Source organism: bacterium Scap17 (genome assembly GCA_013376735.1).
GTDB lineage: Bacteria > Pseudomonadota > Gammaproteobacteria > Pseudomonadales > Halomonadaceae > Cobetia.
Map to the genome: position 1 here is coordinate 1,222,436 of VINJ01000001.1, position 23,241 is coordinate 1,245,676.

The window sequence follows — 23,241 nt, forward strand, 5'->3', positions numbered from 1 at the left end:
CAGGACATGCAGCGGATCGAGGAGATGGGGCTGGCGGAGACCTTTCGCCTGATCGAGAAGCTGCCGGAGGGCGTGAGGCGTCAGCAGGCGTTGGCGCATGCTCTGGATGAGCTGCTCGAGGAGGAGATCGAGTATCGCACCGGGCTACGCCATCAGAATGCCGGATGGCATCAAGTGTCATCGGTGGGCGGCATGGGGGAAGGGCGAGGCGAGTGCACGGGCCTGGTGGATCACGTCGGCAAGGCGGCAGAGCGCTATCAGCAGGAAAGCCAGTGGCGGACGATGGCGGCGGCACTGCTGTCACGCTTGAGTGATCGACAGCGTATGGCGGTACTGCTGGCGGCCTATGCCATCCCGCCGGTACAGCATTGCCAGTCACCCCGCATGATGACCCAATCGCAGGCCGTGGCGGCGCAGGTGGCGATTCTGGCACGGCTGGGCTGGGTGCCCGGGGCAGTGAAGGTGGCGCCGTTCAAGTCGGCCAAGTCGATGCAGTGTGCGGCATCTCGAGGTCGTGGATCACTACTGCATATGGTGCTTTCTCAGGCTGAAATGGCTGCCTGACTACTACATGTTGCAAGAACGAGGGTTTGAGGGTACGATCCAGCTATTGTGTGATTCTTGTGTCTCTGGATCACCGCTCATTTCAAGGCCCTGCCATCTGGCGGGGCTTTTTCGTTGTATTTCCGCACGGTTTTATGCGAGTCAATAATTTCTGAATATCACTCCGTTGAAGTGTAAACGCTTCTGTAGCAGTACCTTGGTTACGAAACTTACTGTACGGATACAAAAAGAATGAAAAATATCACTCGTAACTTGGTGGTGAGCGGGGAGAAAGGTGATGTTTTACGTCTAGGTCGAGAGCTCAATCGAATCATAGAAGCTGAGGACCTGGCTGTTCATGAGGCTGTTGAGCGTTACCAGCATCTGGGGCTCACCCGAGAGCTGGCTTTGCAGGCGTGCAACAAAGCACGTCGGGATCAGAAGCAATTGGAGGCGCGTCAAGCATTGCGAAAGGTATTCTCCACAAGTGCCATCACTGAGCGGGCTTTCCCTGCATCAAGTCTTATGGAGTGACGAATGCTCGATGACATCATCAGTGTGACTCATGTGGAGCAAGCCAGAAAAGGTAATCTTGATCTTCTGGGCGAGTCTCTATGTATTGTGTGTGATGACATGGGGATAGCGCTTGATGACGTCATCGAAGAATGTGAGTTCACACGGCTTACACATGAGCTTGCCGAAGCGGCACTGACGCGCGGCCGTGCACATAGACGATTTTCATAGCATGAACCTGTAATTCTGTGGGCCCTGCCATCTGGCGGGGCTTTTTCGTATCTGCTCCCCGGTGATGCCCATGCCTGCACATGCCCCCGCGCACTGGCTCGATGAGGTCGAGCTGGTGGGCTTCGATGCGCCTGTTGATCCAGCGGCTGATGATGCCAGCAATCTGGCGGCCTTCCTGGACACCATTGCCTATGCCGAGGGCACGCCCCGCTTCAGCTCGATAGAGGGCTATGACGTGCTGGTGGGCGGCAAGACCTTCGACGGCTTCGATGATCATCCCCGCCAGTCGGTATGGCTGCCGAATCTGGGCATTCACTCGACGGCAGCTGGCCGCTATCAATTTCTGATCCGTACCTGGGATGACCTGGCCAAGCGCTTCCACCTGCGCGACTTCTCGCCAGCCTCGCAGGATGAGGCGGCCAAGCAGTTGATCCGCCAGTGCCGAGCATTGGGGCTGGTGTATGACGGGCGCATCGCTGATGCCATCCACGCCTGCCGGCGCATCTGGGCGAGCTTGCCGGGGGCAGGTTATGGCCAGCGTGAGCTTGATACCGATGAGCTGCTGGGCGTGTACGTGCGTGCTGGCGGCCACATCGCATAACGATAACGACGAACTACGCAGGGCCTACCGACTCAGGAGGCCATATGCATGATGACGACCACGAGTCCGCCGATATGCCACACCGCGATCCATCGACATGGCAGATGCTGCTGGAGTGGCTACAGCCGTATCAAGCCAACCTCTATGCAGCGGGTCTGTCATTCGTGATCGCACTGCTGCGCGGCCTGCATGCTGGTGGCCGCTTCTACAAGTCATTGCTCGAGGCGACCCTGGTGGGTGGCCTGACATTGGCGCTCAAGCCGCTGCTGGACTGGGGTGGCTTGGATCAGGACATGGCCGTGGCCATCGGGGCTGCGATCGCTTTCCTCGGTGTCGAGTGGCTGCGTGCCAAGTCTGACGCCATCTTCGATAAGGTGCTGGGACGATGGCTGCACTGATCACGACCGCGTGGGCATGGGGCCGCAAGCTGATATCAGGCGTGAAGATCGAGGTCGTCCTGATGGCAGTGGTGCTGGGCTGGGGTGCGATGAAGACCTATGAGGCGACCAAGGCCGAGCAGCATGCCAATGATCTCAAGGCTGAGCTATCCACCGAGAAGGCAGTCAACCGCGGGCTCGAGATGATGGCGCTGCATTACGGCAATCAGATGAAGCGATTGTCCGTCGCATTGGAGGCACGCGAGGCCAGTCGCGCTCTGGATTACCGTTCAATCATGGCTGCCCGGGCAGCTGCACGCCGGATGGAGAGAGACGATGCGCCGACTGGGGATTGGGCTGACCGGCCTGTGCCTGACGCTGCTGCTGAGTGGCTGCAGCGCCTTCGAGAGCAAGCCAGTGGTGATGCCCACTGAGTGGCAGTGCACGCCTGATGTGCCGAGCTACCTGCTCAATCCACTGCCCGCTCCTGATCGGCCAGTGACATCCAACCGCGATCTGCTCAGCCTGCTGGCCGATTATGAAGAGGTTAGAAGGCAGGCCAACTTGGATCGTTTAGCTCTACGAGAGATCTATCGAAGATTTTAGGTGCTAAGTCGCGCTTCTTTCGTGAAGATCCTATAGAAGGTCATCGAATTCATTTACGAATGGTTTCAGGGCACGTACGAAAATTTTTGAAAAAAATTTTACGCATCCCGATATCGCACTATAACGATGAGTACACAAGGAAGAGGATTGCTATATAAACGAGTGTTAATTTACGTAATATAGGGCCTCAGAAGATTATGGTTTGTGTGATGTAAGTGTGAGAATCGAGTATTTTCTCCAGTGTAGATTGTTATAAGTTCAGATTACATTAGCTGTATATGTAGTATCTATTGCTCACAGCACTAGGAATACCAGTTTTGTCAAATATGAATGAAGGGGATGAAGTGATGAAAAAAACAAACAATGTAGTCGGCGACTCACGTTTCTATAGTGAAATAAGGAAGTTGCATGTTATCAGTAACCACCTAAGTTCATTTATGTCTCTGATTGAGGAAGATCTTACGCGTAAAGCTTGTGAGAAGGATACGTCTTTTATGAACGATGAGATTATGGGTGATGTGATTGGTGGCCTAAGAATGCAAGCCGATTATATTTCAGCAATAGCTGTAGTTTTAGATGATCTCGTGTCTAATAGAATGGCACAAATATAGAACTTTCTTAACAGAAACAATGGGAGGTGATCTCCCATTGTTTTGTGCTCTCTATATAGTTTTTTTAGCTACTTTTGAATAAAAGTTCAATGGCTGAAAGTTTAGGTTCTTTCTATTGCTAGATAAGTTACCACGGGGGCGCAGACTCGCGGATCTCGGCATTTTTTCGGGTTTCTAGCGTCGGCAGCGGCACCGCGTGCAATCCCGCATAGCTATTGACTTTCGAGGTGCCGATGGTGCCGATGCTTCGGCAGTGACGTGATCAGCAGAGGTGGCCAGAGCATGGCAGACATCAGCGCGTTAAAAGAGGCGTACCACTGGAATATCACGCGCATTGCTGACGCCTTCGGATTACACCGCGACACCGTGCGCAAGCGGCTGCGCGCCGCCGGCGTAGTGCCGGCCGGCCAGCGTGGCAGTACCAGCGTTTATGCCCTGGCGGATGTCGGCCCCGCGCTCTACTCCGACATGATCGGGGCCACCGGCGGTGATCCCGATGATCTGCCGCCCCAGGATCGCAAGGCGTGGTATCAGTCCGAAACCGAGCGCGTGAAGCTCGAGCAGCAGCTGCGCCTGCTGGTGCCGGTTGAGGATGCGCACCGCGAGATGAGCCGGCTGGCCAAGGCGGTGGCCAGTGGTCTGGATTCGCTGGCCGACATGCTGGAGCGCGACGCCGGCCTGGCTCCCGAGAGCATCCAACTAGTGGAGCAGGTGACCGACGCGCTGCGCGAGCAGATGTACCAGGCAATAATCGCGGATGATGGAGAGAGCACCGATGACTAGCACCGCCAGTGCCGCCTCTATCCGGCGCGACGTGGCCGAGCTGATCCGGCCGCCTCGCCGCATCCAGCCCAGCGAGTCAGCGGCCGAGGTCATGAAGGTGGTCAGCGGTGACGGCACCGTGCGCGACTGGAGCGCAGACACCACCCCTTACATGCGCGAGCCGCTGGATTGCATGGGATCGCGGCTATATGACGCCGTGATCTTTGTCGGCCCCGCACGTACCGGCAAGACTAACGCGCTGGTGGATGGCTATGTCGCGTACAAGATCGAGTGTGATCCAGGCGATGGCCTGATCGTGCAGATCAGTGAGGAGAAGGCCCGCGAGTTCAGTAAGAAACGCATTGACCGCATGCTGGTCAACTCGCCTCGCCTGGTCGGCCGCATGAGTCCGCGCGGCCACGACAACAACGTGCATGACAAGACATTCCGCGCCGGCAACTACCTGGGCATCAAATGGCCGTCTAAGAACGTCCTTGCCTCGAGCGATTATCAGTTCGTGCTGATCACCGACTTCGACCGCCTGCCCGATGACGTGGATGGCGAGGGTAGCGCCTTCCTGCTCGCCAGCAAACGAACCCAGACCTTTGGCTCAACCGGCATGACGCTGGCCGAGTCCTCGCCAGGGCGCGAGATCACCGACCCCGACTGGCGGCGACCCGACGATGCCCCGCATATGGCACCGCCCACCACCGGCATTCTGGATCTGTTCAACGCCGGCGACCGGCGGCTCTGGTACTGGCAGTGCCCCGAGGCGCACTGCCGGCAGTGGTTCCCGCCGGTGATGGACAATTTCTCGCGGCAGGCGGGGTGCGTGTTCTGCCCGCATTGCGGCACCGAGATCGACCCCGCTGCTAAGCGTCAGCTCAACCTGGCCGGCTGCTGGGTGCCCGAGGGTGCCCAGCTCAATGAGGCCGGCGAGATGATCGGCACCCCGCGCAGATCGCGGATCGCCTCATTCTGGATGGAGGGGCCGGCCGCGGCCTTCCAGTCCTGGGCGTCGCTGAATGAAAAGCTCCGGCGTGCCGAGGAGACGTACCAGCAGACTGACAGCCAGGAAACGCTCAAGGCGGTGATCAACACCGATTGGGGCCGGCCATATCTTCGCCGGCGCGCAGCCACGCAACGCTCGAGCGAGCGGCTGGCTGATCGCTCCGAGGATTACCAGCGCCGCACCGTGCCCAAGGGCGTGCGCTTCCTGACCGCCGCCGTGGATGTACAGGGCGGCAAGGATCGCCGCTTTGTCGTGCAGATTCAGGGCTGGGGCGCGCACCGCGAGTGCTGGGTGATCGACCGTTTCAATCTCAAGGAGGACCGCGGGCCCGACAATGACCAGGAGCCGCGCCCCATCTCTCCGGCCACCCAGCCAGAGGATTGGGATCTACTGACCCGTGATGTGCTGTTGCGCAGCTACAAGCTCGAGGACGGAAGCGGCCGCCGCATGCCGGTGGCATCCATCGCGGTGGATACCGGCGGCGAGGGCGAGGGCGAGGAGAGCGTGACCAGCCAGGCGTATGACTGGCACCGCCGGCTGCGCCGCGATGGCCTGCAGTCGCGCGCCTTCCTGGTCAAAGGCTCGAGCACGCGCGGCAGCTCGCGGGTGCGCAAGACATGGCCGGACAACACCGGCCGCAAGTCGCGCCAATCCACTGCGCGCGGTGACGTGCCGCTCTACCTGCTGGGCACCGATCTGCTGAAAGACGCCGTTGCCGCGATGATGGACCGCGACAACGCCGGCGCGGGCTACCTGCACACACCCAGCTGGCTGGGGCGCTGGTGGTATGACGAATTGACGTATGAGATCCGCGACCCCGCGAGCGGCAAATGGCGCAAGCCAGGCAAGCGCCCCAATGAGGCGTTTGATCTGTGCGTGTACAACCTGGCGCTGTTCATCCTGATGAAAGGCGAGCGCATCGACTGGAACGCGCCGCCGCCCTGGGCAGCCGCCTGGGATGACAACGCACTGATCTCGCAGTCGCCAGACGCCACCCCTGCCGTCACTCAACCCAAGCCACCGGCCGCGCGCAAGCGCCGGCGGGTGGTCAAGTCGCGCCTATAGGGCGTGGCCGGCCAACCTTTGGAGCCTACCCCATGGCATATACCGCTGATGATCTCGCCCGCGTTCGCCAGGCGGTGCTCGATCTGGCCACCGGCCAGCGGGTGACATCGTTTCGCACGGCCAACGGCAAAACGCTGAGCTATGCAGATGCCGACATCGACAAGCTGCGCGAGCTGGAGCGCACCATCGCGGCACAAGTGGCCAGCGCCTCGCATATCGGCCGCCGGCAGAGATCCCGCACCCGCTACACCACGACATCTAAGGGGCTGTGATATGGGCGTGATCAGCACCCTCTCGCGGGGCATGCGCCGCCTCTCCTCGCGGCTGGGGATCAAGGCGAGCGCCTATGAAGGGGCCAGCCAGGGCCGACGCATGGCGGGGCGGGGCGTGACCACCACCGGCCCCAATGCCGCCATTGCTCACTCGCTGCCGCTGCTCAAGTCGCGCTCGCGCCATGCGGTGCGCAATAACGCCTACGCCAGCGGCGCGCGCGAGAGCTACGTGGCCAACCTGGTGGGCACCGGCATCAGACCCCAGTGGTCAGATCCTGAGATCCAGGCGTTATGGGATCGCTGGGCCGGCGAGGCTGACGCCGATGGCCTGGACAGCTTCTATGGCCTGCAGGCGCTGGCGATTGGCAGCCAATTCGAGGCCGGCGAGGTGCTGGGGCGTTTCCGCTATCGACGCCTCAGCGATGGTCTGAGCGTGCCGCTGCAGATCCAGGTGATCGAGGCCGACCACCTGGACGCCAGCCACTCCACCACCCTCAGCGGCCGCGTGATCAAAATGGGCATCGAGATGGACGGCATCGGCCAGCGCCGCGCCTACCATCTCTGGCGCTACCACCCTGCCGAGAAGCTGACCGCGCAGATCAATGCTCGCGTGCCGGTGCCGGCCGATCAGGTGCTGCACCTGTTCCGGCGCACCCGCCCTGGCCAGCTGCGCGGCGTGCCTGAGCTGACCAGCGTGATCGTCAGGCTCTATGAGATCGACGCCATGCAGGATGCCACCCTCGCGCGCCAGAAACTGGCGCAGCTGTTCGGGGCATTCGTCAAGCGCAAGGCCGATGCCGACCCCGAGGATGAAGGGCCATTCTTTGGCACCCACGGCACCCATGTCGAGGATGGCGAGGGCGGCGAGGGCATCGACGCATTCGAGCCTGGCGGCATCCACTACCTCGAGGATGGCGAGGAGGTGACATTCTCCGACCCGCCCGACATTGGCAGCAGCTACACCAACTGGCTGCGCACCGAGATGCATGCGGTGGCGCGCGGTGCCGGCCTGACGCATGAGCAGCTGACTGGCGATCTGCAGGGCGTCAATTATTCCTCGATCCGCGCGGGGCTGCTGGAGTTCCGCCGGCGGGCTGAGATGCTGCAGGCCGATCTGGTGATCCACAAGTGGTGCCGGCCCATCGCGGCCAAGTGGCTCGATACCGCCGTCAGCAGCGGGGCGCTGGTCATTCCCGACTACGCACGCCGCCGCGCGGATCTGCTGGCCATCGACTGGATCGCGCCAAAATGGCAGTGGGTGGACCCCGTGAAGGAGGTCACCGCCGATCTGATGGAAGTGCGCGCCGGCTTCAAGCCTCGCGGCGAGGCGGCAGCAGAGCGCGGCTGGTCGCTCGATCAGCTCGACAAGGAGATCGCGCGCGGCAACGTGAGCGCAGATGACCAGGGGCTGGTGCTCGATTCCGACCCGCGCCGCGTGGCCAAGAACGGCACCGCGCAGGCGAACGACCCAGACCCTGACGCCGACCCCGACCAATGAGGAATCATCATGAAATGGTTTGAAGTACAGGCGGCCGCCGATGGCCGTCACGCTGACGTGTGGATCAATGACCAGATCGGCATCGACTGGTGGAGCGGTGACGGCACCACGGCCAGCGCGTTCATCAACGCCATCGCGTCGCTGGGCGAGGTCGAGACACTGACCGTGCATATCAACTCGCCTGGCGGCGACGTGGCCGATGGCATCGCCATCGCCAACTATCTGCGCGGCCATAAGGCCCAGGTAACCACCCGTGTGGAGGGCATCGCCGCCTCTATCGCCGCGACCATCGCCATGGGCGGGGATCGCCGCGAGATGGCCACCGGCTCGCTGCTGATGATCCACGACCCGTGGACCGTCGCCATGGGCAACGCCACCGAGATGCGCAAGCTCGCGGATGATCTCGACACTATCCGCAATGGCATCCTCGAGCTATTCGTCGCGCGTGCCGGCGAGCCGCGCCGCGTCGAGATCCAGGGGGCGATGCGCGCAGAAACCTGGATGACCGGCGAGGACGCCATGGCACTGGGGCTGATCGACGCCGTGGACACTGACCTCAAGGCGGCCGCCTCGATTGGCGATTATTCCCGCGCCCTGGCCGCTGCCGGCCGCTCTGCCCAGCATCACCTCGAGCAGCAGCGCGCACCGGCGCAGCCGGCACCCAGCGCCATGAGCGCCGCCGATGCCCTGGCGCTGGCCTTCGACATCGAGCCGGCCCAGGCCGAGGCCCGCGCCGCTGAGCTGGGCGATCAGATCCTCGCCTGGCGTGACAAGCCGGTAACCGCGCCGGCGGCTGATACCGCTGCCCTGCAGCGCGAGGCTGTCGCGGCTGAGCGCGAGCGCGTGGTCGCCATCATCGACACCTGCACCACCACCGGCCAGCACCAGCTGATGGCCAAGCTGGTCAGCAGCGACATGCAGACCGACACCGCCCGCGAATACGTATTCGACGTGGCCGCTGCCTCGAGCGCCGGCGTGCATTCCAGCCACTCGCCCGAGGGTGGCCAGCGTGCCGGCATCGACACCCAGGGCATCTATGCCCGCCGCCGCGCGCGCAGCGCATCCTAACCGCACCACCTGGAGAGCATCATGACCCCGATTCAACACACCGAGCCGGCCCGTACCGGCGAGCACGTACTCTCAGAGGCTGCCGGCTATCGCTCGCGCGAGTCGATTGTGGTCGCATCTGGCGTACTGGCGGCCGGCACCGTGCTGGCCATGACCGCTGACGGCACCTATGTGGCGCATGACCCGACTGCCAGCGACGGCGCCGAGATCGCTGCTGGCATCCTCTATGGACCGGCAGACGCCACTGATGGGCCGGTGCAGGCTGTCGCGCATGTGCGCGATTGCGAGGTGAATGGCACCGCGATCACCTGGGCGGCCGACATGACCGATGACCAGCTGGGCGCGATGAATGCCACGCTCATGCAAGCTGGCATCATCCTGCGCGGTGTCGAGCTGCCGGCGGGACTGGTGCTCTCCGGCGGTGAAACCGTGCAGGAGACGCCATAAGCCTCGCCAGATCACCGCCATCTGATGCGCCGCCCACTGGGCGGCGTAGTCGTTTCTAGCGCACGACCCCGACCGTACCCGACATCTCAAGGAGGGCGACATGCCCGCTGATATTTTCTCCTCTGACATCTTCTCTATCGGCAGCCTGACGGCCTCGATCAACGAAGCCGACTATGTGCCGTCCCGCCTGGGCCAGCTGGGCATCTTTGAAGAAACCGGCATTGCCACTACCACCGCCACCGTCGAGAAGGATGGCGACACCCTGGCGCTGGTGCCGGCTGGCGAGCGTGGTGCTCCGGCTGACCCGCTCAAGCGCAACAAGCGCGGCGGCGTCACCTTCAATGCCGTACACCTGCCGGTGACTGACACCATCCTCGCGGATGAAGTACAGAACGTGCGCGCCTTCGGCAGCGAGGACCAGCTCGAGGGCGTGCAGCAGGTGGTTGATACGAAGCTGGGCCGGATGGCTCGCCGTATCGACGCGACCCTCGAGTGGCAGCGCATGGGCGCGCTGAAAGGCAAGATTTTGGACGCTGACGGCAGCACCGTGCTGACGGATCTCTATAGCGCCTTCGGCATCCAGCAAACCACCGTAAAGATGGCGCTCAACACTGACAGCACTAACGTGCAGTCCAAGGCGCTGGACGTGCTCGAGGGCATCGAGGATGCGCTCAAGATGCTGCCGTTTACCGGCGCGCATGCGTTCTGTGGGCGCAGCTACTGGCGCAAGCTGATCAGCCATCCGAGCGTGCGCGAGGCGTATCTCAATCAGCAGAGCGAGAAGCTGCGCGGCGATGGCCGCGATGCCTTCGAGTTCGGTGGCATCACCTGGGAGCGCGCCGTGGGCAATGTCGCCGGCCAGCCCTTTATCGCTACTGGCGAGGCTGTCGTGATCCCGATGGACGTGCCGGACATGTTCATCGCGCACTATGCGCCGGCCGATTACGTCGAGGCTGTCAACACGATTGGCCTGCCGTTCTACTCCAGCACCGATCGCCTCAAGCATGGAAAGGGCGTGGAGCTGGAGGCCCAGTCCAACCCGATCATTCTCAACACTCGCCCAGGCGCGTGCATCCGTTTGGTTGAGACGGCCTGAGCCAATGAGTATCGACGAGATCGAGGCAGCCGCTAACCGGCGGCTGTTTGGTGTCGGCGGCCTCAGCGTACCCGCCACCGTTACTCCGCGTGGCGGCGCGCCCATTCCCACACGCATCATCATCGACCGTGACGCCACCATCACAGACGATTACGGCATCGTGCTGGAATCGCGCTGCGAGATCGGGGTGCTCACTGAAGAGGTGGGGCGGGTGGATCGGGGCACGCTGATCGACACCGGCAAACCCGATGACCGCTGGACGCTGCTCGAGCCAATTGGCGATGACGGATTCGAGCAGCGCTGGACAGCCTCGAGGTACTGACAATGGCAGCGACAAGCCTGGATCTGCGCGACCTCGAGGGCGTCGCTGACGCCTACCGCCTGGCACCCAAGGCGGCGGCCAAGGCGGCGCAGCTTGCGCTAAATTCTGCCGCGCGGCGTGCCCGTACTCTGGGCAGCGCCGCGATACGCCAGCAGGTGGCACTGTCTGCCGGCTACGTGAATGACAATCTCAAGGTGCGCACCTTCGCCACCTCGACGGATCTCTCGACGCGGATTGCGGCCAATCCTCGCGCGGTCCTGCTGACGCGCTACGGGGCCAAGATGCGCACCGTGAAGGCCAGCAGCCGGCGCGGCCTCAAGGGTGACCCAGCGCGGGGCATTGCGGCAGGTCGCAAGGCGGCAGGCGTGAAGGGCGTCAGGGTGAAGACTGGCAGCGGCACCAAGCGGATCGAGGGCGCGTTCTGGGTGCGTCTGGCGGGGAGTGGCCAGTGGGCACCGGCAGAACGCACCGGCGATGGGCGCAGCGATTACCGTGTGATGCACGGCCCCAGCGTGTACCAGGTGTGGTCTGACGTGCGCGGCACTGTCGCGCCCCAGGCCATGCAGCATGCCGCTGATGAGTTCATCAGGCAGTTTGATCGCCTGAGCTGACCCATTCTCTGAGAGGTAACCATGCCCGAATTACTGGCAGCGCCTGGGCTGCCGATCACCACACAAGCCATGCACGCACTGCAGGCCAGGCTGGCCAGCATCACGCGCGCCAATGGCTATCACACCGATCTCGGCCTGAGCGTCTGGCGGGGATTCTGGATTCTGGCGCTTGGCGCTCGCCAGCATGTGCCGATTCTGGCGCTGCAGTCAGACACCGAGCGCCCCACCGACACGCGGCAAGATCGCGCCAAGCTCAGCACTGACGCGCGCTTGGTGCTGGTGGTCGATGCACTGCCGCGCAGTGAGGACGATCCGACCGCCGGCGAGACGGCACTCGAGGCAGGGCTGGCCGATCTGCGCCGGTGCCTGCTGATGGACCAGAGCGATGATCTGACGCGCGTGCTCAAGCACAACGGCATCACCTTGGGCGCGGCCGAGTACGCGCTGGCTGAGGATTCCCGCTACGCCCTGGCATCCATGCCAGTGACCATGGAGTGCGTCGAGCACTACGCCTGATCGCGCATCACTGCAAGACACCCACCATCCCGCATATCTGGAGAGCCACAACATGGCCACGAAAACCTATAGCTACCTTGGCAAAGGCATGGTGTATCTGCGCAACCGCTCAAGCGGTGGCGGCCTCAAGCAAGTGGGCAACTGTTCCGCCCTCGAGTTTTCTGTCGAGACGGACACTCTGACCCAGGCCGACTACACCCAAGCCGGTGGCGGCAACGCCAATGAGATCCAGCGCGTCAGCAGCGTGGGTGCGAGCATCACCATGCTGGAGCTGCGCCCCGAAAACGTGGCGATGGCGCTGCGCGGCACTCGCTCCGAGGTGCAGAGCGCCCCCGTCACTGGCGAGCGTCACACCGCCTACCCTGGTACCCTGCTGGCGCTCAGCAAGACGCCTGACCGCACCGAGAGCATCACCGTCACCATCGACCCCGATGGCGCGGGTGATGAGGCTATCGAGGATGTCGATTTCGAGATCACCGGCGCGGGCGTCTACGTGACCGAGGGCGGCGCTATCTCTGAGGGCGATGTGGTCGCCATCGACTACACCAGCGCCGAGGCGGACGTGATCGAGGCCATGACCGGCAGCGGCGACGAATACGAATTGGTGTTCGATGGCTTGAACGAAGCCGAGAGCGACCGCCCTGTGACCGTCACCGCGCACCGCGTCAAGTTCAGCCCGACCACTGGTTTGGCGCTGATCGGTGACGACTTTGGCGAGCTGTCACTCGATGGCAGCCTGCTGGTCGATTCCAGCAAGGTCGGTGCCGGCGTGTCGCGTTACTTCAAGGTCGCCATGGCGCGCTAAATAGAAAGCCAAGAGATATTCTCTTGGCTTTTGAGTTTTACTAATATATATTTTATGGATTAACCAATGGACTGGGAGTTAGTTGTGGAAAATAATAGAGCTTATACTTGTGTGTCATTGATAATTCTTGTTGCTTGTATGGTTTTTCTTTATTGGGTTTACGATAAAGCGGATGTGTCTAATAGCCAAGATATTAAAGAGATATTCTATGTCTTATGTGCCTTCGTGGCTTTGGTTACATTATCAACAGCTGTAAGTCTAATAAATAGAGATTGGATTTCAGGATGGCCTGCAAAGATGTTTTCAACATTTATAGGTCTTATAGTTACCCTGGTATTAATGCTGCTAGAAAGCGCAGGTTTAATTTCGCTAAAAATTGCACCAATATTCTATACTGGCATGATGACTATGGCGCTGGGGATGATTGCAACTATCTTTACGGTCTATAATAGAGTTCCGAGCAACAATGCCAACACTTCATCCGTGATGAATCATTGGAATCGTAAGTTGAAGGTAAGTATTTTTTTACCCTTGTTGCTTATGCTGTTTTCCGGTTATGGTTTACTTGGTATAAATGATGCTATTGATTTCTTCCCTGCTTTCTTGCCATCTTTAGCTATTGGGGTAGCTTTTGCAGCATGGTTATATGTTACAGATTTTACAATGGCAGTTATCGATCTTAATACATGCAGTGATTAACTAATAATTTAGAAAAAACCCGCCGATGGCGGGTTTTTTTATGCCTGGAGGAAATGATGGCTCTATCGGATCTCGCCGCTGAGCTGGTGATCAAGGCCAAAAATCTGATTTCTCCGAGCACCGATGCGGCGGCCGATAGTGTTGGCAATCTATCGGCAGAGGCTGCCGCGCTGCGAGATACGCTGGATCAGCTCGAGGATCAGCGCGCCCTTGTGCGTGCCTTCCAGCAGGCCACCACGGCCACCGGCAAGGCGCAAAAGGAGTGGGACAAAGCCACCGACAAGGTGCGCGCGCTTGAGCAGGAGATCGAGGCCAGCGGCCAGGCGAGCATCGCCCAGCAAAACCGCCTCAACGAAGCGCGCGCCGTTGCCGCTCGCGCCGGCGCAGCGTATGAGCAGCAGGCAGCGCAAGCGACCCAGCTGGGGCAGAGCCTGACCGATGCCGGCATTGATACTGGCAATCTCTCCGAGGAGCAGCTGCGCCTGGCGCGTGAGGCCCGCGAGGCCCAGAACGCGCTCAATGGCATGGGCAGCTCAGCCGCCCAGGCAGGCGATCAGGCCGAGGAGGGCGCCACGGGCCTGCAGCGTGCCCGTCAGGCGCTCAACGATTGGAGCAAGGCGGCCGCCGGCGCCGCTGTCGCGGGTGGTGCGCTGGCCGCTGGCTTTGCGGTGCGCATGACATCCGATCAGGCGGATCTGGCACGCGAGCTGGATAACGTCAGCGAAAGCACCGGCATCGGCATCGAGGCGCTGCAGCGTTACCGCTACGCCTTCGAGCGTGTGGAGATGGACGCCGACGAAGCCGGCGAAACCTTTAGAGATGTGGCCGACAAGATTGGCGACGCCTTCGAGAATGGTGGCGGTGATGCCATTGATGCGCTCGAGGCGGTGAATATCTCTGCCGGCGATCTGATCGGCCTTGCCCCTGACGAGATGTTCCTGCGCCTCGCTGACGCGATGAAGGATCTGCCCCAGGCGAGCCAGATCAATTTGCTTGAGGGGCTGGCGAGCAATGCCTCGCGCCTGCAACCGCTGTTGAAAGACAACGCAGCACTGTTGCGCGAGCTGGGCGATCAGGCCAGCGATCTGGGGCTGATCATGTCCGAGAAGCAGATCGCCAATCTGCTCAAGACCGAGGATGCCATAAATGGCGTTCAGACCCGTCTCAGGGGCATTACAACCCAGCTGTTTTCCAAGCTCGCGCCAGCGGTGGAGGGCGCCGCCGATGCCTTCGATGACGCGCTGAAAGACAACCCCAAGCTGGTGGATGAGCTGGCGACTGCAATCAGCGGCCTGATCAATATCGGCACCGACTGGGCGCGTAGCTTCATTGATAACCGCGAGCAGATCGCAGACTCGATGCAATCGCTGGTCGATGCCGGCCAGATGATGGGCCATGGCCTGGTGGCATCGTTTCGCTTGATCCAGTCGGCCGCCGCCGGCGTGACCGCGGGCGTCGCGTCGCTGGGCACTGGCATCCTGCAGCTCAATGCCAAGTCGCTCGAGCTGCTGAACAAGGTAGGCATTGCATCTGATAAGGAGGTCGCCAACGCCCAGGCCAAGGCCAAGGCGGCAGAGCAGACGCTCTATGATCTCAACAAGGATGCCGAGCGCTACTTTGATCAGGCCATGGAGGCCGGTAAGGCTGCGGCCAACGCCTTCGACAATTCGACCGAGGCGGTGGAGGAGCAGGCCAAGGCGACCGGCATTACCGCAGACCAGCTCGACAAGCTGGCCGATGGTGCCGATGTGGTCGATGGCAAGATGCTGTCACTGGCCGAGACTCAACGCCGGCAGGCTGACGCAACCCGCGCCCAGGGCAAGGCAGCGGCCCAGGCGGCCGAGGATCTGGGCACCTCGCTGGAGGAGCTGAGCAGTGGCATCTCGGATGGCGAGGCTGAGGCAATCGACGCATTCGACCGGCTCGCCAATAACGGCCAGGTCAGTGCCGAGCAGGTCGCGGCCGCCTTCGAGAAGGCCCAGGGCTTAATCAGCTCAGATGAAGGGCTCGCCGCGTTTCGTGCGCTGCTCGAGGAGCTGGTCGAGTCCGGTGTCGCTGGGGCGGATCTGATCGAGAAGCATCTCAAGGCCAGCGGCAAGGCAGCCGCTGACACCCTGGGGCTGTCGCTACAGGATCTGACCACCGGCATCAGCCAGGCCGAGGCGGACGTGATCGAGGCATTCGACACGCTGGCGCGCCGGGGCGATCTGACCGGTGAGCAGCTACGCACCGCGTTCGGTGAGGCGCTATCGCAGCTCGAGGGTGACGAAGCGCTCGACGCGATCCGCGAGTCGCTGGCCGGCCTGGTGTCGGATGGCGTGACGGGGGCCGGTACTCTGCGCGGCGTCTGGGCCGAGTACAAGGCCAGTATTAACGACACCACCAGCGCGCTCGAGGAGCAACGCGCCCAGGAGGCGGCCACCCAGGCCGAGGCGATCAAGAATCTGCGCATCATCCAGAACGCGCGCAGAGAGGCCCAGGCCGAGGAGGAGGCAGCCACCCAGTCGGCCATCAGCAATGTGGAGGCGCGAGCCAGTGCTATCGGGGGCGGTCTGGCGGCCGTCTATAACAAGGCGGCCAATGCAACCCAGGCGCTGAGCGCTCGCGCCGGCAGCGCATTTAAAGCGGCCATGACCGGCAGCGGGGGCGTCACCGGCACCGTGGATCTGCTGCGCGACAAGATCGCTCAGCTCGAGGACTCCGTGGGTAATGCCTTTGTGGCGTGGAAAACGCGCGCCGATCCGATGGGTGTCAACAAGTATCTGGCCAAGGTGGCAGCCAATTCTGGCGCTGTGGAGCTGCAGTTCCGCAAGCAGCAGCTTGCGGCCACTGAGCTGGTCGAGGCGCTGGGCAAGGTATCCAGCAGCGACCCAGGCGCGATGATCCGCAGTCTGGCGGCCAGCTCAGACCAGGCAGTGACTGCCACCCAGCTGCTGAGCATGTCGAGCGAGGATCTGCGCCGGCAGTTCGATCTGCTCGATGACGCCTCGCTATCGAGCCTCGAGGGTGCCATCCAGTCAGTGCGCAGCCAGGTGGACTCGCTCTCTGACAGCGTGAGCGACACGCTGGCGAGCCTGCGCTCTGAGCTGGCCAGCCTGCAGGGTGACAGTGCCCAGGTGGAAGCGCTGCGCTACCAGGAGCAGCAGCTCGAGCTGCAGCAGACGCTGGACAAGGCCCGCGCCCTGGGCGATGCCCAGACCATCAGCCAGGCCCAGGAGGCACTAAGACTGGCCGAGCAGGCCCACGACCTACGCCTCGCTGACATCCAGGCCCAGAGCGAGCAGGAACGCCGGGAGGCGCTGCAGGCTGAGGCGGATCTGCAACGTCAGGTGCAGGCCGGTGAGGTTACCCAGCGCGAGAACAATGCGGCCGCCCAAGGTCGCACCACCCAGCTGACCACCTCGCTGCAGGCCCAGCGCCGCGTCGCGGTGGATCTCAATATCGGCAATCAGCAGGTGACGCTCAACGGGGTGGACGAGAGCGAGGCTGACGCCCTGCTCGACACCCTCTCGCGCGCCTCGCGCACCGCTGCCCGCTGATACCGCATCACCCCATAACCGAGAGAGACACCCATGCCGGTGACACTAGAGGGCATCGCCCTGCCTGATGATATTCAGTGGACTGATGAGATGGTCAGCCATGGGGTGGGGCAAGTGCAGACCCCGACACTGACCGGCGCGCTGGTGGTCGAGGAGAGCGCCCAGGCGGCCGGCAGATCCATCACGCTGGCCAGCGGTGGCGGTGCCTGGGTGACGCGCGCCACCGTGCTGGCGCTATCCGAGCTGGCGGCCACGCCGCGCCCTGCTGACACCCCGATGGTGCTGGTGTGGGGTGATGGCCGGACCTTCGATTGCGTGTTCGATCACGCCGCCGGCGAGGCAGTGTCAGCGTCTGAGGTGCTGCGCCTTGCGGCCGGCCGGCAGGATGCCGATCACCCCTACACCATCACCCTGCGCCTGATCACCGTCTGACACCCCATCACCTTGCTGGAGCCAGCCCAATGGCCGACGAAACAATCCATAGCGGCGACATCCGCATCCTGCAGTCCGAGCGCATGACCGACAACGCCGATGGCGGTGGCCGGCTGACTGGCCGCCCCGTGACCGATGGCGCGAGCAATGACATCTTTGACGACATCTCTGATCTTGATCGCGCGGCGGGGCGCACCTCGCTGCGCAAGGTCGGGGCCGGTGTGCTGACCGATAACACCGCCCAATATTTCGGCGCGCACGCGATCATTGACCAGGTGCCGGCTGATCCCAATGTCAGCGTCGTGATGTTCGATACCGGCTCGCCATCTGACGAGCGTGCCGAATCCCGCGATTACGTCGAGAGCTATGTGACCGCCGGCGCGACCTCTCGCATGACGCTGCTGGGCGATCAGCTGGCCGGCCAGCGCAGCATCATCACGTTTCAGATGCCAGAGGCCACGCTGCCCGATCTGGGCGATGTGCTGGCGCTGATGACCGAGCAGGGCGATGCCGCCGGCGAGGTCCAATATGTGCGCATCTCAGAGATCGACCACGAGATCCGCACGTTTGAATATGAGAACGGCAGCAACGTGCAGACGTTCGAGCGCCGCGTGCTGACGCTGGGCCTATCCACTGCGCTGCGCCAGCGCGTCTATGGCGTGCAGCCCAAGCCTGGCACCCTCAACCCCGCTACCGTGATCCGCGAGGGGCAGAGCACCGATGCCGCCCGTTACTATGGCGTGAGCACCCTGACCCAGCCGGCCACCTTCGGGGCCAATAGCGTCACCGTGGCCAGCACCTATGCGCCGCTTGTGCCGGCCACCACTACCGAGCAGGCGGTGACCGATGTGCAGGTGGGCGGCACGGCCACCATCAGCGTCAGCAGCGGGGGCTCGACCTTCGAGGTGGCGCAGATCGCCAGCACCACCCAGATCGCTATCGAGCTGAATAACCGCGGCTTCACCTATGTCAGCCGCCTGGACCCGCTGCCGGCACCTGGCAGCGTGGTGATCGCTTATCGCTCGCTGGGCAAGTGGTATGAGCTGCGCGACGATGACGCCAATGGCGATCTGAGCGGCAGCGGTGCGGGGCGCGTGGACTACGCCACCGGATCTGTCAGCGTGACGCTGGGCGGCCTGCCGGATGTCGGCAGTTCGGTGCTGTTCAGCTGGGGCACGCCGGCCCACTATGAGGACCGCGCCGGGCAGGCCACCATCGACAAGCCGTGGATGACGTTCGTGCTCGATCACGCCGGCGTGATGCCTGGCAGCGTTACCGTGCGCTGGATCTCTGGCGGCAGCGAGAAGACGGCCACCGATGATGGCCTGGGGAGCCTCAGCGGCGCAGCCACCGGCCGCGTGGTCTATGGCTATGCCGACGGCAGTGGCGCGCCCCAGCCAGGCGAGGCGTATGTCGAGTTCAATGGCGATGCCTTCCCCGATGCCAGCACCCAGGTTGAGATCGAATATGACTACGGGGCCCCAAAAACCGAGCAATTTCTGCCGTCTGCCAACGGGGCCGGCCTGGTCAGCCTCAGCATCAGTGATGCGCCGGTGCGTCCTGGTAGCGTGGCCATCACCTGGTCGGTGGTGCGCACCTGGTCGAGCAGCGAGAGCGAGTCGCGGACCAGCGCCCGCACCGGCACCGTCGAATGGGTGGAGCAGAACGGGGGCGAGGCCGATGTCACCTACACCATCACCGACGATGGCCGTGGCGGCTTCAATGGTGGATGGGAGGGAAGCATCGACTACGCCACCGGCGCGGTGACCTTCGAGGTCGAGAAGGTCCGCGAGGTCAAAGAATGGGATGATGACCGCCCCCAGGGGCGTGACTGGGGCAGCAAAGAAAAGCGCGACGTTTTCGAGAATGGTTCGAGCGTCTGGCTGACCAGCCAGCTGGACAGCGCCGCCCCGACCACCCACACCATCACCCAGGATCTCGCCCCGCTCGATGTCGAGCTGATGCCCCTGCTGCAAGATAGCGTCGTGCCTGGCACGCTGTCTTTCATCTTCCGAGGCGATACGTTCATCGACCGTCAGGGCAGTCTCTATCGCAGCGTGACCAGCAACGGGGCCGGCGTTCTCGCGGGCACCATCGACTATGGCACCGGCGATGCCCGCATCACCGACTGGCCTAGCGGCACCAGCGCCACCATCACCGTCAAAACGCTGGTTTCCACCTTCGGCACTTGGACGCTCGATGAGGCGTTTTTCCGCACGCCAGGCTCGCCGCTGCAGGTGGGCGGCCTGCTGATCCAGGCCACGACGCTCGACGGCCGCTCGATCACCGGCCAGGCGGCACTCTCTGGCGAGATCGAGGGTGACGAGATGTCAGGCAGCGTGAGCTTCGAGACGGGGGTGGTGCGCGTGACCTTCGGCCAGCTGGTCAGCAATGACAGCCTGAGCGCTGCCGAGCGCGCCGAATCCTGGTATGACGCCACCGCGGTGGATGACGCCGGCATGATCTGGCGGCCCACCGAGGTGATCCCGAGCACCGCGCGCTTCAATGCCGTCATTCTGACCACGCTGCCGCTCGAGGCTGAGCTGATCGGCATCGACCCCGTGCGCCTGCCCAGCGATGGCCGCGTGCCCATCTATCGCGCCGGCGGCGTGGTGGTGGTGCATCACACCGGCCGCGCCCCGTTCCCGCTGGGGATCGGTGGCGGCACCACGCTGGATGTCGGCCGCTCGCGGCTGGCCAGTCTGGTGGTGGAGGACGCCACCGGCGAGGAGGTGCCAGCCACCCAGTACAGTGCAGACCTCGACGCCGGCACCGTGCAGCTCGCGGCGCCTGACACGGCCACCCACCCCGAACCCTGGTACGCCCTGCACCGTGTCGAGGATATGCTGCTGGTGGGTGACGTGGATCTATCGGGGGCGCTGACGCTCAAGGGCAATTTGAGCCACGACTACCCCGCCGGCCATACGCTGGTCAGCGCCGCGATGGTGGCCGGCGATCTGCAAGCGCGCGTGTCTGACTTCTTCGATCTTTCGAGCTGGGATCGAGACTGGAGCAAAGACGACAACGATGGCGCAGATGGCACCCTGGCCGAGTACAACGTGACCACCTACCCGCCCATCATCACCAATCGCGGAGCCATCACTGAGGATTGGGCGCTGATCTTCACCAGCTCGAGCACGTTCCGCATCATCGGCTGCACCGTGGGCGAGATCGGCGTGGGTAGCACCAATGAGGATACGTCGCCTACCAACCCGAATCAGGGCGTACCCTATTGGACGCTCAAGGCGGGCGGTTTCGGGGCCGGCTGGGTGAATGGCAACGTGATCCGCTTCTCGACCATCGGCGCGAGCTTCCCGATGTGGCTGGCGCGCGTGATCCTGCAGGGGCCGGCCAGCGGCCAGCAAGACAGCTTTAGGCTGCAGATCCGTGGCAACGCCAACGCCTGACCGCAGACGGCAGGCGCAACCCTCTATCCCTATCCCTCAACCGCCCAGCCACTCGCTGGGCGGCCTTGTTTCTGGAGACGTTCAAGATGGCCGATTTTCCCGTGAAGTGGTTCAGCAGTGACATGGGCGGCAGCCCGAGCGGCAGTGATGAAGTCGGGGCGTTGATTGATCTGCTCAAGGCGTGCTTGATCACCGGATTCAATACCTCGCCGCTGACCTCGCTCGCCTTCGATAGCAGCACCGGCCTGGTGACCGCTGAGATCGGCCAGGGGCATGGCTTCCTGAAACATCAGGTGATCAGCATCAGCGGTGCCGATCAGAATCAGTTCAATGGCGAGTTTCGCATCACTGAGGTGGGCAGCACCTGGGCGATTTTTGCTCCCGATGCCGCGCCCATCTCGGCCACCGCCACTGGCGAGTTGATCGAGATCAAAGCCGCCCCGATTGGCGGGTGGGAGGTGGTGCTCGAGGATAGCGAGCGCTACCGCATCATGTTGCGCTCGACCAATCCGCGCAGTAATGGGCTGATGCTCCATATCCAGAACGATGACTGGAATGATGGCAGTTATGACAACTGGCAGTACGCTTCAAACACTGCCTATCCGCAGCGCGGGGCCAAAGTGAAAATTGTCACCGAGCATACAGACATCGACACTTATCTCGCACTAGCTGAGGCTCGCTGGCCGATTGGCTGGGATTATGCGTCAGAGGGGCGAGAGTGGTTGCTGGTAGGGGATGATCGCCTGTTCTATTACACCAGCCGATATGCCCAGCAGAGCCAGCGCTCAACCGTCACTTTCGGGGAGTTCGATAGCGTTCTGCAGGGCGATGCCTTCGGCACCGTGCTGCAGGGGATACCCTATGGATCAGAGGCTGACTGGGCGGACAGCAACGACAACAACTATGCAGAGTTCGCCAAGTATGGCGTAACAGGCGAGCACTACCTGGCACGCCCTTATCATCAGATGCCCTCTGACGAGGAGACGCTCTGGTGCATGCGAGGTCTGGGGTTTGGGTCTGGTGTCATGTACCAATACCCGAATCCGGCTGACTACGGATTCTATGTGCATAGCGGCCCGACCATGGTGGAGGAGGTGACCGAGGGCGATGGCAACATTCTGCGTGGGTATCTGCCTGGCTTGGTCCAGCCGCTGCAGACGGCAGAGGCTTATCACAAAGCGATCCTCGATGATCTGCCAGGCTTGGTGGAAGTGCCGGTGATGCTCTGGCTGACCGCTTATGATGATGAAGGGGGATATACCAATTACAAGGAGATAAACGGCTCAGGCTTGGTGGGGTGGCGCCTGGACAAGTGGAGGGCTAACCAATGAGCGATACGCTGGATGGTAACCCGATATTTGCCGTTCCATCGCCTGGCCGGCCAGTGGTCTATCGGGAGGGCGGCACGCTGGTGCCGTCCATCGACGCCATCGAGAACAAGATCACCGGCACTACCCAGCGGCGTCAAGCGACGCATGCGGCCACGTTCAGCCTCTTTGCCTTCGATCAGATGTATGGCTCCGGCTATAACGGCACAACAATAGGTACCCTGCGCGACAAGGCCCGTAAAGGCGTCATTGCCGGCACCGTGCTGGACATCCAGGCCCAGCCCGTCAGCCGCCGCGTTCGGGTGCATGACCGGATCACCGGCCGCATCGTTCGCGAGACGTGGAGCGGGCCCGATGGCAAATACCGTTTCACTGACCTCGACCCGCACCGCGCGTTCTACGTGATGGCCTTCGATCACACCCTGCAGCAAAACGCTGTCGTTTCGGACAATGTGCATTCTGAGGTGGAGGACGCCCCGTGATCAGCTTCTCGACAAGCGTGAAAGATGCGCGCCTGGCGGCCATCGCCGGCGCGATTGATGCCGGCGATTCGCCGGCGTCGTTCGTCGTGTACTCCGGCACCCGACCATCGCCTGGGGCTGCCGTCACCGATCAGGTGGTGCTGGCCACGCTGGAGGTGCCCCAGCCATTCGCCGCGGATCTCTCTGGTGGCGTCCTGACGGGGGCAGCCTTTGAGGAGGTGATGGCCGATGCCGATGGTGAAGCCACCTGGGCGCGCCTGGTCGATGGCGCGGGTGCGTGGGTGATGGATCTGGATGTCGGCATCGAGGGATCAGGCGCTGACGTGACCATCAGCTCGACAACGATTTATCGCGGGATACTGACGCGGATCAGCCGCATGGTATTCGCTGAGGGCTAG

Annotated in this window: 25 protein-coding genes; all 25 read left to right on the forward strand. The window is 62.5% G+C overall.

Annotation, left to right across the window (positions count from 1 at the left end; translation table 11 throughout):
* Positions 1-6 precede the first annotated feature (6 nt).
* Positions 7-564 (forward strand): hypothetical protein, encoded by a 558-nt coding sequence (locus FLM52_05300; protein ID NVN55214.1) that lies wholly within the window; start codon positions 7-9, stop codon positions 562-564.
* Between the two features lie 231 nt (positions 565-795).
* On the forward strand, positions 796-1,077 hold the full coding sequence (locus FLM52_05305) for a hypothetical protein (GenBank protein ID NVN55215.1): 282 nt from the start codon (positions 796-798) through the stop codon (positions 1,075-1,077).
* Positions 1,078-1,080: 3 nt separating this feature from the next.
* Positions 1,081-1,287, forward strand: coding sequence for a hypothetical protein (locus FLM52_05310; protein NVN55216.1), 207 nt, complete (start codon positions 1,081-1,083; stop codon positions 1,285-1,287).
* Between the two features lie 70 nt (positions 1,288-1,357).
* The gene (locus FLM52_05315) at positions 1,358-1,888 is read left to right on the forward strand and encodes a glycoside hydrolase (GenBank protein ID NVN55217.1); all 531 of its coding nucleotides are present in this window, start codon (positions 1,358-1,360) and stop codon (positions 1,886-1,888) included.
* Between the two features lie 44 nt (positions 1,889-1,932).
* Positions 1,933-2,286: a phage holin, lambda family gene (locus FLM52_05320; protein ID NVN55218.1), complete on the forward strand. Its 354-nt coding sequence runs from the start codon at positions 1,933-1,935 to the stop codon at positions 2,284-2,286.
* Positions 2,274-2,699 carry a hypothetical protein gene (locus FLM52_05325; protein NVN55219.1) on the forward strand — a complete coding sequence of 142 codons (426 nt, stop codon included), beginning with the start codon at positions 2,274-2,276 and terminating at the stop codon, positions 2,697-2,699. The genes FLM52_05320 and FLM52_05325 overlap by 13 nt, the downstream gene beginning before the upstream one ends.
* Before the next feature lie 489 nt (positions 2,700-3,188).
* Positions 3,189-3,482, forward strand: a complete 294-nt coding sequence (locus FLM52_05330; protein ID NVN55220.1) for a hypothetical protein — start codon at positions 3,189-3,191, stop codon at positions 3,480-3,482.
* A 282-nt stretch (positions 3,483-3,764) separates the two neighbouring features.
* Positions 3,765-4,265 carry a DUF1441 family protein gene (locus FLM52_05335; protein ID NVN55221.1) on the forward strand — a complete coding sequence of 167 codons (501 nt, stop codon included), beginning with the start codon at positions 3,765-3,767 and terminating at the stop codon, positions 4,263-4,265.
* A complete protein-coding gene (locus FLM52_05340) occupies positions 4,258-6,321 on the forward strand; it encodes a phage terminase large subunit family protein (protein ID NVN55222.1) in 2,064 nt (687 codons plus the stop codon). Before FLM52_05335 ends, FLM52_05340 begins: the two co-directional genes overlap by 8 nt.
* Positions 6,322-6,353: 32 nt before the next feature.
* Entirely contained in the window at positions 6,354-6,593 is a 240-nt protein-coding gene (locus FLM52_05345; GenBank protein NVN55223.1) for a phage tail protein, read from the forward strand.
* A 1-nt stretch (position 6,594) separates the two neighbouring features.
* Positions 6,595-8,091 carry a phage portal protein gene (locus FLM52_05350; protein NVN55224.1) on the forward strand — a complete coding sequence of 499 codons (1,497 nt, stop codon included), beginning with the start codon at positions 6,595-6,597 and terminating at the stop codon, positions 8,089-8,091.
* A 9-nt stretch (positions 8,092-8,100) separates the two neighbouring features.
* Positions 8,101-9,159 carry a Clp protease ClpP gene (locus tag FLM52_05355; GenBank protein ID NVN55225.1) on the forward strand — a complete coding sequence of 353 codons (1,059 nt, stop codon included), beginning with the start codon at positions 8,101-8,103 and terminating at the stop codon, positions 9,157-9,159.
* 21 nt (positions 9,160-9,180) lie between these two features.
* Positions 9,181-9,606 carry a head decoration protein gene (locus tag FLM52_05360; protein ID NVN55226.1) on the forward strand — a complete coding sequence of 142 codons (426 nt, stop codon included), beginning with the start codon at positions 9,181-9,183 and terminating at the stop codon, positions 9,604-9,606.
* Between the two features lie 100 nt (positions 9,607-9,706).
* Positions 9,707-10,702 (forward strand): major capsid protein, encoded by a 996-nt coding sequence (locus FLM52_05365; protein NVN55227.1) that lies wholly within the window; start codon positions 9,707-9,709, stop codon positions 10,700-10,702.
* 4 nt (positions 10,703-10,706) lie between these two features.
* On the forward strand, positions 10,707-11,024 hold the full coding sequence (locus FLM52_05370) for a hypothetical protein (GenBank protein NVN55228.1): 318 nt from the start codon (positions 10,707-10,709) through the stop codon (positions 11,022-11,024).
* 2 nt (positions 11,025-11,026) lie between these two features.
* Complete coding sequence (locus FLM52_05375) at positions 11,027-11,635, forward strand: hypothetical protein (protein NVN55229.1); 609 nt, start codon at positions 11,027-11,029, stop codon at positions 11,633-11,635.
* 21 nt (positions 11,636-11,656) lie between these two features.
* Positions 11,657-12,151 (forward strand): hypothetical protein, encoded by a 495-nt coding sequence (locus FLM52_05380; protein NVN55230.1) that lies wholly within the window; start codon positions 11,657-11,659, stop codon positions 12,149-12,151.
* A gap of 52 nt (positions 12,152-12,203) precedes the next feature.
* The gene (locus FLM52_05385) at positions 12,204-12,956 is read left to right on the forward strand and encodes a hypothetical protein (protein NVN55231.1); all 753 of its coding nucleotides are present in this window, start codon (positions 12,204-12,206) and stop codon (positions 12,954-12,956) included.
* Positions 12,957-13,022: 66 nt separating this feature from the next.
* Positions 13,023-13,655 (forward strand): hypothetical protein, encoded by a 633-nt coding sequence (locus FLM52_05390; GenBank protein ID NVN55232.1) that lies wholly within the window; start codon positions 13,023-13,025, stop codon positions 13,653-13,655.
* A 56-nt stretch (positions 13,656-13,711) separates the two neighbouring features.
* Positions 13,712-17,194 (forward strand): hypothetical protein, encoded by a 3,483-nt coding sequence (locus FLM52_05395; protein NVN55233.1) that lies wholly within the window; start codon positions 13,712-13,714, stop codon positions 17,192-17,194.
* Positions 17,195-17,227: 33 nt separating this feature from the next.
* Positions 17,228-17,626: a hypothetical protein gene (locus FLM52_05400; GenBank protein ID NVN55234.1), complete on the forward strand. Its 399-nt coding sequence runs from the start codon at positions 17,228-17,230 to the stop codon at positions 17,624-17,626.
* A gap of 29 nt (positions 17,627-17,655) precedes the next feature.
* Positions 17,656-21,033: a hypothetical protein gene (locus FLM52_05405; protein ID NVN55235.1), complete on the forward strand. Its 3,378-nt coding sequence runs from the start codon at positions 17,656-17,658 to the stop codon at positions 21,031-21,033.
* A gap of 86 nt (positions 21,034-21,119) precedes the next feature.
* Entirely contained in the window at positions 21,120-22,364 is a 1,245-nt protein-coding gene (locus FLM52_05410; protein NVN55236.1) for a hypothetical protein, read from the forward strand.
* Entirely contained in the window at positions 22,361-22,843 is a 483-nt protein-coding gene (locus FLM52_05415; GenBank protein ID NVN55237.1) for a hypothetical protein, read from the forward strand. Before FLM52_05410 ends, FLM52_05415 begins: the two co-directional genes overlap by 4 nt.
* Positions 22,840-23,241: a hypothetical protein gene (locus FLM52_05420; protein NVN55238.1), complete on the forward strand. Its 402-nt coding sequence runs from the start codon at positions 22,840-22,842 to the stop codon at positions 23,239-23,241. Before FLM52_05415 ends, FLM52_05420 begins: the two co-directional genes overlap by 4 nt.

Bases quoted from the DNA above. Each gene is read 5' to 3' on its own strand.
- FLM52_05300 (NVN55214.1), top strand. From the start codon at position 7: ATGCAGCGGATCGAGGAGATGGGGCTGGCGGAGACCTTTCGCCTGATC.
- FLM52_05305 (NVN55215.1), top strand. From the start codon at position 796: ATGAAAAATATCACTCGTAACTTGGTGGTGAGCGGGGAGAAAGGTGAT.
- FLM52_05310 (NVN55216.1), top strand. From the start codon at position 1,081: ATGCTCGATGACATCATCAGTGTGACTCATGTGGAGCAAGCCAGAAAA.
- FLM52_05315 (NVN55217.1), top strand. From the start codon at position 1,358: ATGCCTGCACATGCCCCCGCGCACTGGCTCGATGAGGTCGAGCTGGTG.
- FLM52_05320 (NVN55218.1), top strand. From the start codon at position 1,933: ATGCATGATGACGACCACGAGTCCGCCGATATGCCACACCGCGATCCA.
- FLM52_05325 (NVN55219.1), top strand. From the start codon at position 2,274: ATGGCTGCACTGATCACGACCGCGTGGGCATGGGGCCGCAAGCTGATA.
- FLM52_05335 (NVN55221.1), top strand. From the start codon at position 3,765: ATGGCAGACATCAGCGCGTTAAAAGAGGCGTACCACTGGAATATCACG.
- FLM52_05340 (NVN55222.1), top strand. From the start codon at position 4,258: ATGACTAGCACCGCCAGTGCCGCCTCTATCCGGCGCGACGTGGCCGAG.
- FLM52_05345 (NVN55223.1), top strand. From the start codon at position 6,354: ATGGCATATACCGCTGATGATCTCGCCCGCGTTCGCCAGGCGGTGCTC.
- FLM52_05350 (NVN55224.1), top strand. From the start codon at position 6,595: ATGGGCGTGATCAGCACCCTCTCGCGGGGCATGCGCCGCCTCTCCTCG.
- FLM52_05355 (NVN55225.1), top strand. From the start codon at position 8,101: ATGAAATGGTTTGAAGTACAGGCGGCCGCCGATGGCCGTCACGCTGAC.
- FLM52_05360 (NVN55226.1), top strand. From the start codon at position 9,181: ATGACCCCGATTCAACACACCGAGCCGGCCCGTACCGGCGAGCACGTA.
- FLM52_05365 (NVN55227.1), top strand. From the start codon at position 9,707: ATGCCCGCTGATATTTTCTCCTCTGACATCTTCTCTATCGGCAGCCTG.
- FLM52_05370 (NVN55228.1), top strand. From the start codon at position 10,707: ATGAGTATCGACGAGATCGAGGCAGCCGCTAACCGGCGGCTGTTTGGT.
- FLM52_05375 (NVN55229.1), top strand. From the start codon at position 11,027: ATGGCAGCGACAAGCCTGGATCTGCGCGACCTCGAGGGCGTCGCTGAC.
- FLM52_05380 (NVN55230.1), top strand. From the start codon at position 11,657: ATGCCCGAATTACTGGCAGCGCCTGGGCTGCCGATCACCACACAAGCC.
- FLM52_05385 (NVN55231.1), top strand. From the start codon at position 12,204: ATGGCCACGAAAACCTATAGCTACCTTGGCAAAGGCATGGTGTATCTG.
- FLM52_05390 (NVN55232.1), top strand. From the start codon at position 13,023: ATGGACTGGGAGTTAGTTGTGGAAAATAATAGAGCTTATACTTGTGTG.
- FLM52_05395 (NVN55233.1), top strand. From the start codon at position 13,712: ATGGCTCTATCGGATCTCGCCGCTGAGCTGGTGATCAAGGCCAAAAAT.
- FLM52_05400 (NVN55234.1), top strand. From the start codon at position 17,228: ATGCCGGTGACACTAGAGGGCATCGCCCTGCCTGATGATATTCAGTGG.
- FLM52_05405 (NVN55235.1), top strand. From the start codon at position 17,656: ATGGCCGACGAAACAATCCATAGCGGCGACATCCGCATCCTGCAGTCC.
- FLM52_05410 (NVN55236.1), top strand. From the start codon at position 21,120: ATGGCCGATTTTCCCGTGAAGTGGTTCAGCAGTGACATGGGCGGCAGC.
- FLM52_05415 (NVN55237.1), top strand. From the start codon at position 22,361: ATGAGCGATACGCTGGATGGTAACCCGATATTTGCCGTTCCATCGCCT.